General features: G+C 34.7%; 16 protein-coding genes and 1 pseudogene. 6 read left to right on the top strand and 11 right to left on the bottom strand.

The window, feature by feature from the left end; genetic code table 11:
- Nucleotides 1-30: 30 nt before the first annotated feature.
- Nucleotides 31-294, bottom strand: a complete 264-nt coding sequence (locus AC0IXC_RS26490) for a hypothetical protein (protein ID WP_002014282.1) — start codon at nucleotides 292-294, stop codon at nucleotides 31-33.
- A gap of 121 nt (nucleotides 295-415) precedes the next feature.
- Between AC0IXC_RS26490 and AC0IXC_RS26485 the strand changes: the two genes are divergently transcribed.
- Both AC0IXC_RS26485 and AC0IXC_RS26480 read left to right on the top strand, forming a co-directional pair.
- Nucleotides 416-559: a small acid-soluble spore protein P gene (locus tag AC0IXC_RS26485; RefSeq protein ID WP_002014281.1), complete on the top strand. Its 144-nt coding sequence runs from the start codon at nucleotides 416-418 to the stop codon at nucleotides 557-559.
- A 125-nt stretch (nucleotides 560-684) separates the two neighbouring features.
- The gene (locus AC0IXC_RS26480; protein ID WP_002033545.1) at nucleotides 685-1,071 is read left to right on the top strand and encodes an Hsp20/alpha crystallin family protein; all 387 of its coding nucleotides are present in this window, start codon (nucleotides 685-687) and stop codon (nucleotides 1,069-1,071) included.
- Nucleotides 1,072-1,116: 45 nt separating this feature from the next.
- On the opposite strand, the gene AC0IXC_RS26475 is transcribed toward AC0IXC_RS26480, so the two are convergent.
- Both AC0IXC_RS26475 and AC0IXC_RS26470 read right to left on the bottom strand, forming a co-directional pair.
- The gene (locus AC0IXC_RS26475; protein WP_078176074.1) at nucleotides 1,117-2,355 is read right to left on the bottom strand and encodes an MDR family MFS transporter; all 1,239 of its coding nucleotides are present in this window, start codon (nucleotides 2,353-2,355) and stop codon (nucleotides 1,117-1,119) included.
- A gap of 84 nt (nucleotides 2,356-2,439) precedes the next feature.
- Entirely contained in the window at nucleotides 2,440-2,832 is a 393-nt protein-coding gene (locus AC0IXC_RS26470; protein ID WP_002137716.1) for a hypothetical protein, read from the bottom strand.
- Between the two features lie 133 nt (nucleotides 2,833-2,965).
- On the opposite strand from AC0IXC_RS26470, the gene AC0IXC_RS26465 reads away from it, so the two are divergent.
- Nucleotides 2,966-4,168, top strand: a complete 1,203-nt coding sequence (locus AC0IXC_RS26465; protein WP_471653578.1) for an alanyl-tRNA editing protein — start codon at nucleotides 2,966-2,968, stop codon at nucleotides 4,166-4,168.
- Nucleotides 4,169-4,210: 42 nt separating this feature from the next.
- On the opposite strand, the gene AC0IXC_RS26460 is transcribed toward AC0IXC_RS26465, so the two are convergent.
- A complete protein-coding gene (locus AC0IXC_RS26460; RefSeq protein WP_471653577.1) occupies nucleotides 4,211-4,654 on the bottom strand; it encodes an NUDIX hydrolase in 444 nt (147 codons plus the stop codon).
- A gap of 104 nt (nucleotides 4,655-4,758) precedes the next feature.
- Between AC0IXC_RS26460 and AC0IXC_RS26455 the strand changes: the two genes are divergently transcribed.
- On the top strand, nucleotides 4,759-5,340 hold the full coding sequence (locus AC0IXC_RS26455) for a DUF6434 domain-containing protein (RefSeq protein ID WP_471653576.1): 582 nt from the start codon (nucleotides 4,759-4,761) through the stop codon (nucleotides 5,338-5,340).
- A gap of 7 nt (nucleotides 5,341-5,347) precedes the next feature.
- On the opposite strand, the gene AC0IXC_RS26450 is transcribed toward AC0IXC_RS26455, so the two are convergent.
- The 6 genes from AC0IXC_RS26450 to AC0IXC_RS26425 all read right to left on the bottom strand — a co-directional run bounded on the left by AC0IXC_RS26450 (nucleotide 5,348) and on the right by AC0IXC_RS26425 (nucleotide 11,751).
- Entirely contained in the window at nucleotides 5,348-6,445 is a 1,098-nt protein-coding gene (locus AC0IXC_RS26450) for an acetyl-CoA C-acyltransferase (protein ID WP_002142717.1), read from the bottom strand.
- Nucleotides 6,438-7,901, bottom strand: coding sequence for an acyl-CoA synthetase (locus AC0IXC_RS26445; RefSeq protein ID WP_471653575.1), 1,464 nt, complete (start codon nucleotides 7,899-7,901; stop codon nucleotides 6,438-6,440). The genes AC0IXC_RS26450 and AC0IXC_RS26445 overlap by 8 nt, the downstream gene beginning before the upstream one ends.
- A 65-nt stretch (nucleotides 7,902-7,966) precedes the next feature.
- Entirely contained in the window at nucleotides 7,967-8,542 is a 576-nt protein-coding gene (locus AC0IXC_RS26440) for a biotin transporter BioY (RefSeq protein ID WP_471653574.1), read from the bottom strand.
- 123 nt (nucleotides 8,543-8,665) lie between these two features.
- Complete coding sequence (locus tag AC0IXC_RS26435) at nucleotides 8,666-10,279, bottom strand: long-chain fatty acid--CoA ligase (protein ID WP_002137724.1); 1,614 nt, start codon at nucleotides 10,277-10,279, stop codon at nucleotides 8,666-8,668.
- Nucleotides 10,280-10,449: 170 nt separating this feature from the next.
- A complete protein-coding gene (locus AC0IXC_RS26430; protein ID WP_471653573.1) occupies nucleotides 10,450-11,238 on the bottom strand; it encodes a helix-turn-helix domain-containing protein in 789 nt (262 codons plus the stop codon).
- 309 nt (nucleotides 11,239-11,547) lie between these two features.
- Complete coding sequence (locus AC0IXC_RS26425) at nucleotides 11,548-11,751, bottom strand: hypothetical protein (RefSeq protein ID WP_012261408.1); 204 nt, start codon at nucleotides 11,749-11,751, stop codon at nucleotides 11,548-11,550.
- Nucleotides 11,752-11,903: 152 nt separating this feature from the next.
- Here AC0IXC_RS26425 and AC0IXC_RS26420 point away from each other — a divergent pair, with 152 nt between their 5' ends.
- Both AC0IXC_RS26420 and AC0IXC_RS26415 read left to right on the top strand, forming a co-directional pair.
- Nucleotides 11,904-12,716 carry a GNAT family N-acetyltransferase gene (locus AC0IXC_RS26420; protein WP_471653572.1) on the top strand — a complete coding sequence of 271 codons (813 nt, stop codon included), beginning with the start codon at nucleotides 11,904-11,906 and terminating at the stop codon, nucleotides 12,714-12,716.
- A gap of 171 nt (nucleotides 12,717-12,887) precedes the next feature.
- Nucleotides 12,888-13,091, top strand: coding sequence for a CsbD family protein (locus tag AC0IXC_RS26415; protein WP_002033531.1), 204 nt, complete (start codon nucleotides 12,888-12,890; stop codon nucleotides 13,089-13,091).
- Nucleotides 13,092-13,378: 287 nt separating this feature from the next.
- Here AC0IXC_RS26415 and AC0IXC_RS26410 read toward each other — a convergent pair.
- Nucleotides 13,379-14,847 (bottom strand): annotated as a pseudogene (locus AC0IXC_RS26410) (DUF4822 domain-containing protein).
- Nucleotides 14,848-15,237 lie beyond the last annotated feature (390 nt).

The raw sequence follows: 15,237 nt of genomic DNA, 5'->3' as shown, positions 1-15,237 counted from the left end.
ATGAGGTTGTTGAATTCACAACAACCTTTTTCACTTTTCTATTTGATCTACATTTCGCATAATATTTTGGAGATTACTTTCATATTGCTCAAGTTGTGGACGCTGCGTTTCTGATGCTACTTCAAGTGCATTTTGAATCTGTTCGTACGCCTCTTGCACTTCTTGGCGTAACTCTTTTAAATCATGGCCGTAATTCGGGTCATTTTTCACAATATTATTGAATATATTTTCCGCTTGAACAACCCCTTGCTGCGCAGCCTGAAAAGCCTGTTGCTTATCTTTATGATATGGCATAACACTTTCCCCTTCCTATATGAGTTAGTCCTACTTATCTTTACCCGTTTCTCAAAAAACATTCTCGTATAAATTCGCAAACTTCTCTCATTCTAAATAGGGAGAGGAGGTGTAAAATACAATGGGTAAAAACAATAATCAATCTAATCGTCAAAACGAGAAAAAAGGGCAATCTTCTGGACAGCCCGAACCTTTAAGTGGATCTCACAAAGTTAAAAATCGTAATCATTCACGTCAAAAAAATCATGCACATCATGATATGTAAAGCAAAAGTATTCACACACACTGTATCTTTCACATAAAATGTTTATATTTTTCTATTTGTTCTTCACCTCTATTTCATTCATGCATAACATAGTATGAATTGAGATTTTACGGAGGGTGTCTTTCATGGGCAAGAAAAAGAAGGATTGTCTTTTTCATGTTGATGGTTTCGAAGAATGGATGGATCAATTTTGTTCTGATTCTTGTAGTAACTTTAGTTTTCCAAATCAAATTCATATTGACCTTTGTGAAACAGAGCAAGAATACATTTTGGAAACAGATGTACCAAATGCAACTGCACAAAATGTACTCATTAAAAAGATGGAGACAGGCCTAAACATTTGTATACTTTATAAAAACACTTCTTTACAGCGGATTGTTCCTTTACCTACTAATATCATTTATAACAAGATGCTAGCCTGTTTAGAGAATGGATATTTAGCCATTCATATTTCCAAAAACGAAGTTGCCAATAAGCATGAAGAGAAAGTCTTTTTTCGAATTAACGATTGATATAAATATAAGCCCGAGCAACATTTTAGTTTGCTCGGGCTCATGTTATTTCGCATGTATTTCTATTTTAGAATTTCTAATATATCTTTTTTTCATTAAACCTTTTGTCACTAAAAGAACTGGGAACGCTATGCTTGAAAATATAGCTAATGTTAAAAATACTATAAAGCCATTTTGATATCCATAATGATCGAGAAGTATCCCGCCAAACCAAGGACCAATTACTACTCCAATTCCTGAAAAGCCCATAGCTCCAAAATATGTCCCTTTCAAATGTGAAACAGCTATCTCATCAATAAATACATCTGTCATTGAAAACATTAATACTTCTCCGAATGTAAAAATAATTGTACATATAGCAGCCCCTAACATAGATTCTACTAGTCCAAATCCAAACAATCCCCCGCTCACAAATAACGTTCCAACCATAATAGATGCTAACGGCGTATATTTTTTACACATTTGAATAACAGGGTATTGAATAACTACTACTGTAATCGCATTTAAAGTTAGCATATATGAGAACAACTTTACTCCATCTTGAAATATATGTGCGTTTGCAAAATATTGAGATAGTGTCGTCGTTAAATGTGAAAAACCACTATTACTCAAAATGATTCCGACTAAAGCAACTAAAAATACTATGTCTTTTCGCAAAATCCGAACCGCACTTAACATTGTGACCGGATTTTCTGTAGTTACTTTCTTTTTATCAAGTGGATATTTCTTAAATTGAAACGCTAATATAACTGTATATAAAATGTACACTCCAGCGGCTACTAAAAAAGGAATCGTTGATTTTGCACTTCCAATCTGTAATCCAACAAGTGGACCCATCGCTACTCCAACATTTATTGCACCGTAACGCAAATTATATACGAGTAAACGATACTCTGGTTTCGTTAAATCTGATAATAAAGCTCTTGATGTCGGTTCAAAAAAAGAACGACATAATCCATTCAAAGCGTTTAATAGAAAGAAACTCAAAACATGATCTGCAACTGAAAATCCTATAAATACAAACACCCAAACAATCATGGACCATATTATAATCATCTTTCGACCAAATCGATCCGATAAATTGCCTCCAATAAAACTAGCAAACACTCCAACAAGCGCACTCGTTCCAATGATAGCACCGGTCATTCCAGCCGATACGTCTTTAACAGTCGTTAAATAAATCGCTAAAAAAGGAATGCTCATTGAAGTTGCAAACCTAGCAAATAATGTCCCTATAATGATACTCATTCCAAGTGGATGAATATTTTGTAACTTCCCCTTCATCTTTAAACCTACTCTCCCTTTTCTTACATAAAAAAAGAAAGCAAAGGATCTGCTTTCTTTTTCCTTTTTCTACACTTGAGATGTTTATACCCGAGCTGTTCTCGTTATTTCCATATCAATTCCGTATGTAAACTGTAGTTCTTTACAAACATCTTTAATTAAAATAGCTACATTATACTTTTCATTAAATTCTAAAACAATGCTTTCTACTTCTTCATATGTATACTTATATTCGCCAGTAATTACACTTTTTAAATCAAAGCATTCATTAATACAAAGCTGGACGAGTAATTGTTCATACTTCTCTATGACATCTTCTTTTTTCCAAAGTAACTCCTTTACATATAACCGATCAAATTTCACACTTTCTCGATTACAATCCGTTAAAATCCGGGTCATCTCATTTAATTCTCGATATAATTCGGAAATATTTCTGCTTAAACTAAGCAACTTATCTACGCCGTTTTCATATGGCATTTTCATTCCCCCCCGCATTTTCTTCTTATTATAGCAAGAAAATTCTAAAAAAAGTTTCTTTCTTCTGAAATATTAGGAAACTAATTTCAATTGCTTTACAATGAAACTAGCTAACACGAAAGGGGAAAGAAAATTGGAGAAAAAATTATATTACATCGACGCTTATAAGAAAGACTTTACTACTAAAGTTATAAAACAAGAGCATGATACAGAAGGAAACTTATATGTTGTCTTAAATGAAACTGCATTTTATCCAACAGGCGGCGGACAACCACATGACACTGGAACTTTAAATGGTATTCCGGTAAGTAACGTTGAAGAAGTAAATGGAGAAATTCGTCATTTCATAATAGAACAATTACATACAGAAGAAGTAGAGGGTAAAATAGATTGGGAGCGCCGTTTTGACCATATGCAACAACATACAGCTCAGCACATTTTATCCGCTGCTTTTTGGGATCACTTTAACATACCGACAATCGGGTTCCATCTTGGAAAAGAAACTATAACCATTGATTTAGAAACTGCCAATCTTTCTACAGAAACTGTTGAGAAGGCCGCACAAATTGCTAATCAAATTGTTTTTGAAAACCACCCTATTCGTATTAAATGGATGAACTTAGAAGAGGCCAAAGCATTACCCCTTCGCAAAGAACCAACTATGACAGAAAATATACGGGTTGTTATTATCGCAAATTATGATTACAACGGTTGTGGTGGAACACACCCGAAACATACAGGTGAAGTAGGCCCTATTCAAGTACTAGGATGGGAGCGCAATAAAGGTGGTATACGCTTAACATTTATCGCTGGTTGGCGCTCTCTTAAATTAATGGGACAACAGCAACAAATTATGAAAGATGTTTCTAAACAATTGAACAGTAGCGACACTGATATTCCAGCAAAAGTAGCACAACTTCTTACCTCTCAAAAAGAAAACGAAAAGGCAGTACAAGCAATGAATGAAAAACTATTATTTGTAGAAGCAAATGAACTATTACAACAACCTGCAGAAATATACGCTGGAACACTTATCTCTCGAGCATTTACAAATCGCTCTATGCAAGAAGTCGCAAAACTAGCTGCTATTATTACGGAACAACAAGAACACGCAATTACATATTTCGTTATTGAAAATGAGGACAAATTACAATGTATTCTCGCTTGTGGTAAAGCAGTGACACTCGATATGAATGCTCTTTTAAAAGATTCCCTTCCTACAATTGAAGGCAAAGGCGGAGGCAATAAAAAGAGTGCTCGTGGTGGTGGAAAAGCGATTATGAGTGGGGATGAGTTTTTAAATCAACTTGTTTCTTCTTTACAGTCAGCAGTGTAAAACATGTTTATGAAGGGTAGCTAACGGCTATCCTTCAATTATTTACAGGCCTATATTTTGTTTCAAGCCTTGATAACCCCCTGCACTTGCAAAACCTTCACTTATAAGAGTTATAAAAGTTTCTGAAAAACCATAATGACTTAAGTCTTTAATCGGTACCATTTGCACATCATGAATCGGATTATGGTCAAACTCGTTAGAAGGTAGCGTAATTTCACCTTCAATCCTCTCAAGCAGAAACGTAATATGTAATAAAGATGGACTAGCATCTGGTTTATCACAAACATAGAGTAGCTTCTTAATTTTAACTTCTAATCCTGTTTCTTCTCTCATTTCTCGAATCATCGCTTCTTCTAACGTTTCACCATTCTCTACCCTTCCCCCAGGTAAAGACCAATTCCGATTAGCGACTCTTTGTTTTACTAACAATACTTTTTCATCTTCAATGAAAATTCCAGTAACACGAACTTGCATTACATTTTCCATATGTAATCTCCTCTTCCCATTAAATTTATAAATTAACCCTTCCACAAAAAGAACATACGTTTTATAATTAAAGAAAATTATGGAAGAAAGAAGTTGTTATATGCATGCGTCCACCTTTAACAAAGTCTATATCACTTGAAGATTTCCAAAACTTTTATTGGTTAAAAGCAGAACTCCAAACATTTTGTCGTGAGCATGGTTTGTCAGCTAGTGGCTCTAAGATTGAAATAACCGAGCGTATCTCACATTATTTACATACTGGTAAAATATTAAAAAACAGCTCTAGTCAAAAGGTGAGTAAAGCTTCCCTCTCTTATAAAGAACTTTCTCTTCAAACGATTATTACTAACAATCACCACTGTAGCGAAGATGTTCGTTCTTTTTTCAAAGAAAAAATCGGAGCAAACTTCCGCTTTACAGTAGCTCTTCAAAAATTTTTAAAAGAGAATGTTGGAAAAACATATGAAGACGCGATAACGTTTTGGTATGAAGAAAACGAACGAAAAAAAGATCCTACATACAAAACAACTATCAGCGCGCAGTTTGAATACAATCGTTTCACTCGCGACTTTTTCGAAGATCCAAATAACAAAGGGAAATCAAAAGCTGATGCTATCGCTGCTTGGAATGAAATAAAAGCAAAACCTGGTAGTAATGCTTATATTCCTCAAAAAGTAGAAAACTAGTCCCTTTCTAGTTTTCTACTTTCTCAAATAATAGCGCAAGCCCTATTCCACCACCAATTCCTAACGTCGTAATTCCATATTTCATATGCTCTCTTTGTGCTTGATAAAACAAACGTGTCACAAGCATAGCTCCAGATGCACCGTACGGATGACCGAGTGCAATTGCTCCACCATTTACATTTAATTTTCCAAAAGGAATTTGTAACTCCTTTGCACAAGCAACAATTTTTGAAGCAAATGCTTCATTTATTTCAAAATAATCGATGTCCTCTACTTTCATATTCATTTCGTTTAATAATTTGTTCACCGCAAATATCGGACCAGTCCCTGGAAGATTGGGATCCACGCCAACTACAGCACTACGAACGAAACGAAGTACAGGCTTGTATCCTAATTTTCGGGCTTGCCCCTCTTCCATTACAAGAACAGCACATGCTCCATCATTTACACCGCACGAATTACCTGCCGTTACTGTACCATTTTTCAAAAATGCGGGCTTTGTTCTTTTAATCATTCTTTCATAATTCATTTCTCGTTTTATAGATTCATCTAATAATCCATTAAAATAATGAGGTAATATCTCTTCTTGTATATATCCTTTTTCTAATGCTTGCAGCGTTCTTTTATAGCTAAGACAAGCATATTCATCTTGCATCTCTTTTGTTATGTTATATTGCTCTGCAACATACTCAGCCGCTAATCCCATATCTGGATCACCAATTGTTTCTGGTGAAAATCGCGCTCTATTTTGAAAAGGTGATGTACTTGTACTCTCTACTCCTCCTGCAATATAACAATTACCTGCGCCGCCTTGAATGAAATGACATGCGGTGCGAATCGCTTCCAATCCAGCGCCGCATTGCCTATCAATCGTTACACCAGGAATATGATAACCAAGTCCTGCCGCTAAAGCAGATAATCTTGCAACATTCCCTCCCGGCCCCACAATATTCCCTAATATGACATCGTCTATTTCTCTCTCAATTCCTTTACTTAAAAACGTAAGAAGCGGCGTTACTAATTGCTGAACTTCATAATCTTTCAACATCCCATTTTTCTTACCAATAGGTGTTCTTTTCGCTTCTACAATAACCGCTCTATTCATATATCTTCTCCCGGTTTTCAATCATATTTTTTGCTGCATTGCGAGCTATTTTCCCGCTATTTGTATAAGGTATTTCATCAACAAAGTACCATTCTTTCGGTATTTTAAAAGATGATAATCGTTGTAAGCAAAAACTCTTTAATTGTTGCTTCGTAGCACTTCCTTTTACGATAGCGACAGGCTTTTCACCCCAGTAACTATCTTCTACACCAACCACAACTATTTCTTCAACAGCTGTATGTTCATGTAATACACTTTCTATTTCTTCTGGGAAAATATTGATTCCTCCAAATAAAATCATATTCTTCTCTCTACCAACAATATATATAAAGCCTTCTTCATCTTGGTAGCCCACATCCTGCACTGTCATCCAGCCACCTTCAGACAATTGCGGGATTATAGCTCCATCCGATACATAGCCCATAAAAAATTGATCACTTTTCACATACACAGTTCCTATCTCACCTGTCTGTACTTCTTCTCCTGCTTCATTACATATTCGAACTTGTACATTATGACAAGGTTTCCCTACTGAATTCGGTTTTCTTTCACTCTCTTCATCAACCAATGCCGTTACAAAGCTTAGCTCAGACGCACCATAAAACTCATATCTTTTTGCATAAGGAAACACATTCTTCATCTTCTCTTTTGCTTCAGCTTCCCATTTGGCTCCTGACGAAATAATTTTCATTTCACTTTCAATTACTTTATTTTCTTTATACAAAGACTCAAGCATTGTAGGAACTGTATACATTACAGAAATATTCTCTATCCTTATACTAGATAGCACTTGAACTGGTACAAACTTTCTCATTATGTGTACCGTTTGCCCTAAAAACAATGCACTTATTGCCCCGTATAAGAAAAGAGAATGAACAAGCGTCCCAGCTATTAAAATAGAATCTTTCTTTTTCATATGAAAGTCATGTACATTACAATCAAAACTATGAACCCACGACTGTTGTGCACGTAAAAATGCTTTTGCCTTTCCTGTTGATCCCGATGTAAATCCCATATAAAAAGGAGCGTTTTGTACATTTTCTACAGAATAGTATGTAGGAAGATAGTTCTCAATCAGTTCTTTCCATTCTTCAATCTCAATAATCCTTCCTTCTTCGCACGATATATCACTAAGCCTATACTGCTCCGCCACAATAACATCTGGTTTACTAATCACTAGTCTGTCTTTAAGCTCATCTCGTTTCCATTTTATATCTAGCGGCACACAAATCCATCCAGCCATAGCGGAACCCGCAAATATTTGTAAAAATTCCATACTATTCTCTAATAAAATTGCTATCGTTTTATTCTGCGATTCTTTTTCATTCAACCAGTTTGCTACTTTACACACTGACTCAAACCATTCTTTATATGTTAATACTCTATCATTTTCTTTAATCGCTATTTTATTTGGTTGTAAAGAGGCATACTTTTTATATTCTTTTGTAATCCCCATTTGAGACGTCCTTTCTTTACAAAATAATAAAAAGAAACACGCAAGTAACGTGTTTCTCCTTTTTCTTACCCTACATTTGTAATTTTTTTATTCTTCAAAGCAGGCGTAATAATATGTTTCAATGAACGATGTAATTTCGTTACAAGAATTGCTGCTATAATCGCTTTTATGCAATCACCTGGTAAAAATACGGCACTTACTTTCATCGTCTGCCATATAGAAACCTCCATAAAGAAAGCTTGTACAATAATACCAAATACATAAACTACGAAAATACCACCAATTATATTAATACATAATACCTTTATTATAGAAACTTCACGTAAACGCTCAATTAAATAACCAATGACAAACGCTCCAACGATATAACCAAGTAAATATCCTGCACTTGGCCCAACAAATACGCCCGGACCACCGCGTCCACCAGCAAGTAATGGTGCTCCAACTCCAACTATAAGTAAGAAAATAAGCTGACTTAACGCACCAAGACGTGATCCTAACAATCCACCAGCAAGCATAACACCGAGTGATTGTAATGTAATCGGAACTGGTGTAATAGCAAGAGCAATTGGGGGTATTAGTCCTAACACTCCCATAATAGAACTAAATAAAGCGACGAAAACTAAGTTTTTTGTATTCATATTTGCTTCTCCTATTTGTAAACTTAAAATGATTTTTAGGTAACATATTATAGGAGTTATATTATCTTTTCACTAGCTTTTTGTCAACTTATTTTTAATATTGGTTTACAGATATAAATTCAATTATTTCTCTTTATGCAAATGCTCAAGTTCTTTTCGAAGTGCCTGTTTTAAAAACTTCCCAACAGATGTTTTCGGTATTTCTTCCATAAATACAATATCATCTGGTAACCACCACTTCGCAAACTGCGGTTTTAAAAACTCATATATTTCTTCTTTTGTAACCGTACTATTTTTCTTTTGAACAACGCAGGCAACTGGGCGTTCTTGCCACTGCGGATGAGGAATTGCAACGACAGCCGCTTCAAATATAGCATCATGTGCCATTAAAGCATTTTCAAGATCCACTGAAGAAATCCATTCTCCCCCGCTTTTAATAACATCTTTCGTACGATCAACAATTTTCACGCAGCCTTCCTCATCAACTGTAACAACATCACCAGTATATAACCAACCGTCTCGGAATCCTTCGACAGTACGATCATCGTTATAATAGCTTTCAGCGATCCAAGGTGCTCGTAAACATAACTCTCCCATCTCAGTACCATCCCACTTCACTTCACCGTTTGTACCGACTACTTTCATCTCTACACCAGGGACAAGATATCCTTGTTTTGAGCGGATTTCTAATTGCTCTTCATATGATAATTCTGTTTCATAACTTTTTAAACGTGCAAGTGTTACGAGTGGGCTTGTTTCAGTCATACCATATGCATGTACGAAAGGAACATTATATTTTTGCTCAAATGCTTTAATAACGCTTTTCGGTGCAGCAGCACCACCGCATAATATTCTCGTTATACTAGATAAATCGTAACTATTATTTTCTAACTCTTGTAATACACCGAGCCAAATTGTCGGCACACCTGCTGCTATCGTTACTTTTTCAGCTTGAATCATCTCTAATAAAATTTTTGGAGTAAACATTGGTCCTGGCAGAACTTGTTTAGTTCCAAACCAAGTAGCTGCAAAAGGAAGCCCCCAAGCATTCACATGGAACATCGGTACAATTGCCATAGCCGCATCACTTTCCGATAAAGCAGCTGTGTCGGCTAAACCGAGTGCCATACAATGCAAAACCGTACTACGATGCGTATAAACAACACCTTTTGGATTCCCTGTAGTCGCTGACGTATAACACATACCAGCAGGTGTATTTTCATCAATATCTTTTACAAATTGGAAATTGGGATCGCCTTCTTCTAATAGCTTTTCATAATGATATACAGGCTCCAGTGTAGTTTTTGGAAGTTCGTCTTTATCAGTCATAATAATGTAGGCTTGTACAGTTGATAATTGTGATTGAATATTTTCAACAAGTGGTACGAGATCTTCATCAATGAGTAAAATGCGATCTTCTGCGTGCTGAATAATGTATGAAATATGTTGAGGAGATAAACGAATATTAATTGTGTGTAAAACGGAAGCAATACCTGGAATAGCAAAATACGCCTCCACATGTCGATGATGATTCCACGCTAACGTTCCTATACGCTCGCCTTCTTTAATTCCTAATTTTTTTAGCGCACTTGAAAGTCTTCTCGTCCTTTCACCTAACTGCTTATACGTTAACGTCGTAACTGTATCATGTGTCCGTGAAACAATTTCTTTCTTCGAAAACAGTTTCTCTGCTCTTTCCATCATAGAACTAATTGTTAGCGGTACATTCATCATCATATTGTTTATAGCCTCCCTTTAAAGCGTTTTCATTTCTGTATATTATAACAGACTTCTACAAATAATTACGATATTTTTCTGTATTTTCTGAATTATTTCTTTGGAAATAATTCTAATAAATAAAAACCATGTTTTGAATACATACGATACAAAACATGGTTCTCTCCTATTTAAAAACTATCTACCTTTTTTCTTACTTTCTTTTTTAATTTAAAAATGACACGATTACTATATTCTTTATTTTCTACTAAAATCCGATACGTCTCTAACACTCCTAAAACACGAACAAAAAGATAAAACCCGATAGCAATAAGTACAACACAATAAGGATAATACTGCACGAGCTCTCCTGAAGTAATTCGTTTTTTCTCAAATAAAAATGGTATCGCTCCTGCTGCTATGAAACAAAGTCCAACAATTACTACTGCAGCATACTTCTTTTTAATAGTCGCATATCTTTTTGTCAATTCTTTTAAAAAGTTTGGATCAAATAGTAATTCTTCTTTTTTTAATACATTGTATCGACTCTCTTCTATAGTTACAGGTACCATCATTGCTCCAATTCCAAGGACAGCAATGATAATGACAAGGAATGTAGACATTGTTGCATTTTCTTTAAATAATAAATACGGTATTGTAGATAAAATAAGCAAGCTAAATCCTAATGCGATATATTTAGAAATTTTTTGCCCATACACTATATACCCTTCCGCCATTTCCTTACTTACATAATAACCATTTTCCTTTTCATTACTTTGCTCAGCAGTTTCTTTTAATAAGTAATCAAGAGATACTTCAAATACATTTCCAATCATTATTAGTTTTTCGGTTTCAGGAAAACCTTGACCATTTTCCCATTTACTAACCGCTTGTCTTGTTGTGTTTAATTTCTCAGCTAAAACTTCTTGAGAAAGGCCTTTTTCCTTTCTTAATTTAAAAAGCTTCTCACCAAATTCCATATGTGTGTCCCCCTTTGTTTTCTTACCTAAATTGTATGTAAACATTGCTCTTATCTCTATCTTCCTGTGGTTGCACTTTGTCAACTTACGGTTGCGATTGTGTTATATAGCGGTTTTAAATACGATTTAGCTGTTTTTCTTCTATATATTTTTCTGTGTCATGTAATAAATGATGAGCATCTCATACAGTATATGTTTTTATCTCTTTTTTTAAGGCGTACTCATATATATGTAAAATGTCACTTATATTAAATTAACTTAATGTAAGATCTTTCGTATACGACGTTTTATATTACCACTTCTTAACAATCATAACGGCTTCTGCTTAAACTTTTCATAATTCCGTACCTTTAATGAAAGGATATTCCCGCAATCTGTACAAATATAAGCATCCACTGGTGAAGATGTGAACATCGTTTCCTTTTTCCGTATTTGTGCATAACCGATAAACTCACCTTCTCCTATGTTTTGAGAACCGCAATGAGAGCATGTCTGCACGTCTTTCTGTTTCATGAGAGCACCACCTTTAATCTGTTTCCACTCCCTTCGACAGTTCGCTTCCATTTCCCTTCCAAAAAACCTCTTATTCTCTTACATTTCAACAGGAATCTCAGAAGAAAAATCGTATATGTACTATGAACTATATTAATTGACGGAGGAATCGTATGAGTACAATTATGACAGTCAATACAGCACAAGAAATTGAAAACGCAGAAATACATATGCTTTCTTCTAGATTAGAGGCACTACAAACAATAAGCGGCAACCCAATGCAAGTACAAACGAAAAAGTTCGGGAGTGCCACTGCCTTTTCATCAAAAATAATTGCTGGTCCTGCTTTTAACACAGTAAAAGGCGTTACCTTTACAAATACAGATGAGATAGATGAAATCATCGCTTATTATCAATCACTACAAATCCCTTGCCGTTTTGAAATTACACCAGCGCAAGGCACAACTGAATTATTTCAATACTTATCTCAAAAAGATTTTTATCAATCTAACTTCCATACCGCTTTATATAGTTTACCAAGAGAAGACTCATCGCTGCTGCCTTCTAACATTTCAGTACGCCAACTAAAAGAAAATGAATTTGATATTTTTGCAGACATATATGTACGTGGATTTAACATGCCATCCTTTACAAAATATGGTGTGCACCAAAATAACGAAATTCTCTACAATAAATCCGGCTGGCATTTTTTCATAGCCGAAGTTCAAAACACTCCTGCTAGTATAGGGGTACTTTATATAAATAAAGGTGTTGCTTCATTAGCTGCTTCTGCTACTTTGCCAGAATTTCAACGTAAAGGTTGTCATACCGCATTAATTCAAAAACGAATCGAGACCGCTGTTGCATCCAATTGCAATTTAATAGTTGGACAAGCTCGATTTGGTAGCGGCAGTCAAAATAATATGGAACGTGCCCATATGAAAATTGCTTATACAAAATCAATATGGACTGCGAAAGACATATAATTAACTTTCTTTTTCTTTCCATTACGAATGTATACATTTTATGACAATTACCTTTCTATCCTGTTATTCATTTGAATATTCAAACTAAATTTGTTACGCTATTACTAGATACATCATTCAACTTGCAATATGAAAAGAGAATTCTACTCAAACTACAAGGAGGAGAAATGTATGACTAAACATGATCATGGTTTAAAAGAAAAAGTAGAAGGTGCCATTGATAAGGTAAAGGGTGAAGTAAAGGAAGTTGTCGGGAAAGTAACTGACAATAAAAAATTACAAGCCGAGGGAAAATGGGATAAGGTGAAAGGCACTGCTAAAGATACTGTCGGTAATGTAAAAGAGAAAATACATGAATATAAAGAGAACAAATAAAAAAGAGCCACGATGTATGGTCGTGCAAGTAGTAAGTTACTAGATCTGAAAAGATTGTCAGCTACTCAAAAATGAAAATACAACCGAGAAAGTAAGAGAGTTTGTATTTTACATTTACCCATAAGATCATTTTAAAATGACAAATAGATGCCTCAAGGCATCTATTTGTCTATAAAGAACTATTTTACTTCTATTGTATAATTACCTAATCCTAATCACTCAGGTTTTTCCTTACTAACATTTTCTAACATAATGCCTTTGCTAGAGTATAAGATTACTTTTACATCTTACTTTGTGAAATTTGGTTTTAGGTCACCTGTATACGGTTCATGCTCAACAAAGATTTTTATATCTTTTCCATTCGCATCTTTCCCTATTCTTGTATACGTAAATTTATCTTTATTTAACTCTGTAAGTTCAAGGACCGCACCATATTTATTATTTCCTAACGAAACGTGAGCTCTTATTTTATTGTCATGTACAACATCGAAGAAACCATAATCCCCACGACTTATCCCTGTATTCATATTGAAAAACTCATATTTATTTGTATTTTTATCATATTTTGCTAGACTGATTAGGTTAGAGTTGTAGTTTGTTACATTATTACCCTGTTCATCTAATACCACTGTTCCGTTCCATAGAGTACTAGATAAGATTTCATCTCCATCAACGTCTGTAACTATTTTCCCCGTCGAGCTTTCTAAATTTTTATCAGGTCGGGTAAAAGAAAGCTCTTTTTCTTGATAAGGAACATGCTCAACAAATACTTCTACATCGTTCCCTTTTGCATCTTTCCCCATTCTTTTATATGTAAATTTCTCCTTGTCTAATTGCGTTAATTCAACAACTGCTTGATAATTTTGCGTTTCAGAAATTAACACTCTTTTCTTTCCATCGTTGGTTATAAAAAAGGTACCGCTATCATTACGACTCTCTCCTGTATTTGCATTAAAAAATTCATACCTTGCAGTTTTAGCATCATATTTTGCAAGCCCGATGAAATTTTGATTTTCTTTCGTTAAATCATTATGATCTTTGTCATAGACTTTTGTCCCTTTCCAGTTTGTTTCACCAAGTATACTAGCTAGTAGCTGCCCTTTCGTTTGTTGAGTTTCTTGTATTGCATTGTATAAAAATTGTGCATACTGTTCACGCGTCACATCCATACTTGGAGCGAATTCCCCTCCTCCTACTCCTTTTGCAATATTATTTGTTTGAACAGCACTAATTGCATTTCTTGCCCATGAGTTCGTTGAAACGTCATTAAAAGTATGATCACTCTTTGCCTTTAAATGAAAAGCATTTGTAAGAACCTGTGCCATTTCTGCACGTGTTAAGGATGCCTTCGGTCTAAAGTTCCCATACTCATCACCCTTAAAAACACCCATTTCTGTTAAAGACAAGATTTCCTTTATATAGCTTGTCGAATCTTCGCTTACGTCCCCATATGGGTTCTGATAATTTTTGTTTTCTGCCATATTAAAATAACGATACATTAAAGCTGCAACTTGTTCGCGTGTTACGTTATCTCCAAAACCAAATCTTCCATCATCATAGCCGAAAATAATTTTCTCACCTGTTAATTGATGAATCGCCTCATATGACCAGTGCCCCTTTGGAACATCTTTGAATACAACAGTATGATTCGTTTGTGGTGTAACCTCCTCTGCTTTCACCTCTCCATTTTTTCACTTAATAGGCTTCCACCTAAAACTGCTGATATGATACATGTTTTTAAAATTGTTTTATTCATAGCTTCCCAATCCCTTCCTTCATTTAACAAAGAATTACACCCCTTATCTTCCAAAAGAAGATTCTATGTGAGCAATTCATGTTTTAAATTTTGATTACAGCTAATTGGTTACACCTCCAAAGTTCTTTTTCGTAGTATCCATAGCTGTTATATATAGAAATTATAAATAGCAACTATAAATTGCCCATAAATAAATTATTAAAAAAAGATAAAATTAAGATAATATATTTTTAATCTCAATCAAAAAAACGTTATTCTTTCTCATCTAGCTTGTTAAGAAAGAATAACGTTTTTTTAATTCTAGGGTCCCTTTTGGAAAAAAAGAGGTTTATTTTATATGTCCAAAAACAATTTCACGGCCTTTTCCAAACAAAACATCGGAAAAAAGCC

The organism is Bacillus sp. AC266, assembly GCF_979253805.1.
The sequence above is the reverse complement of the archived record's forward strand: the minus strand, read 5'-3'. Positions and strand labels throughout refer to the sequence as shown.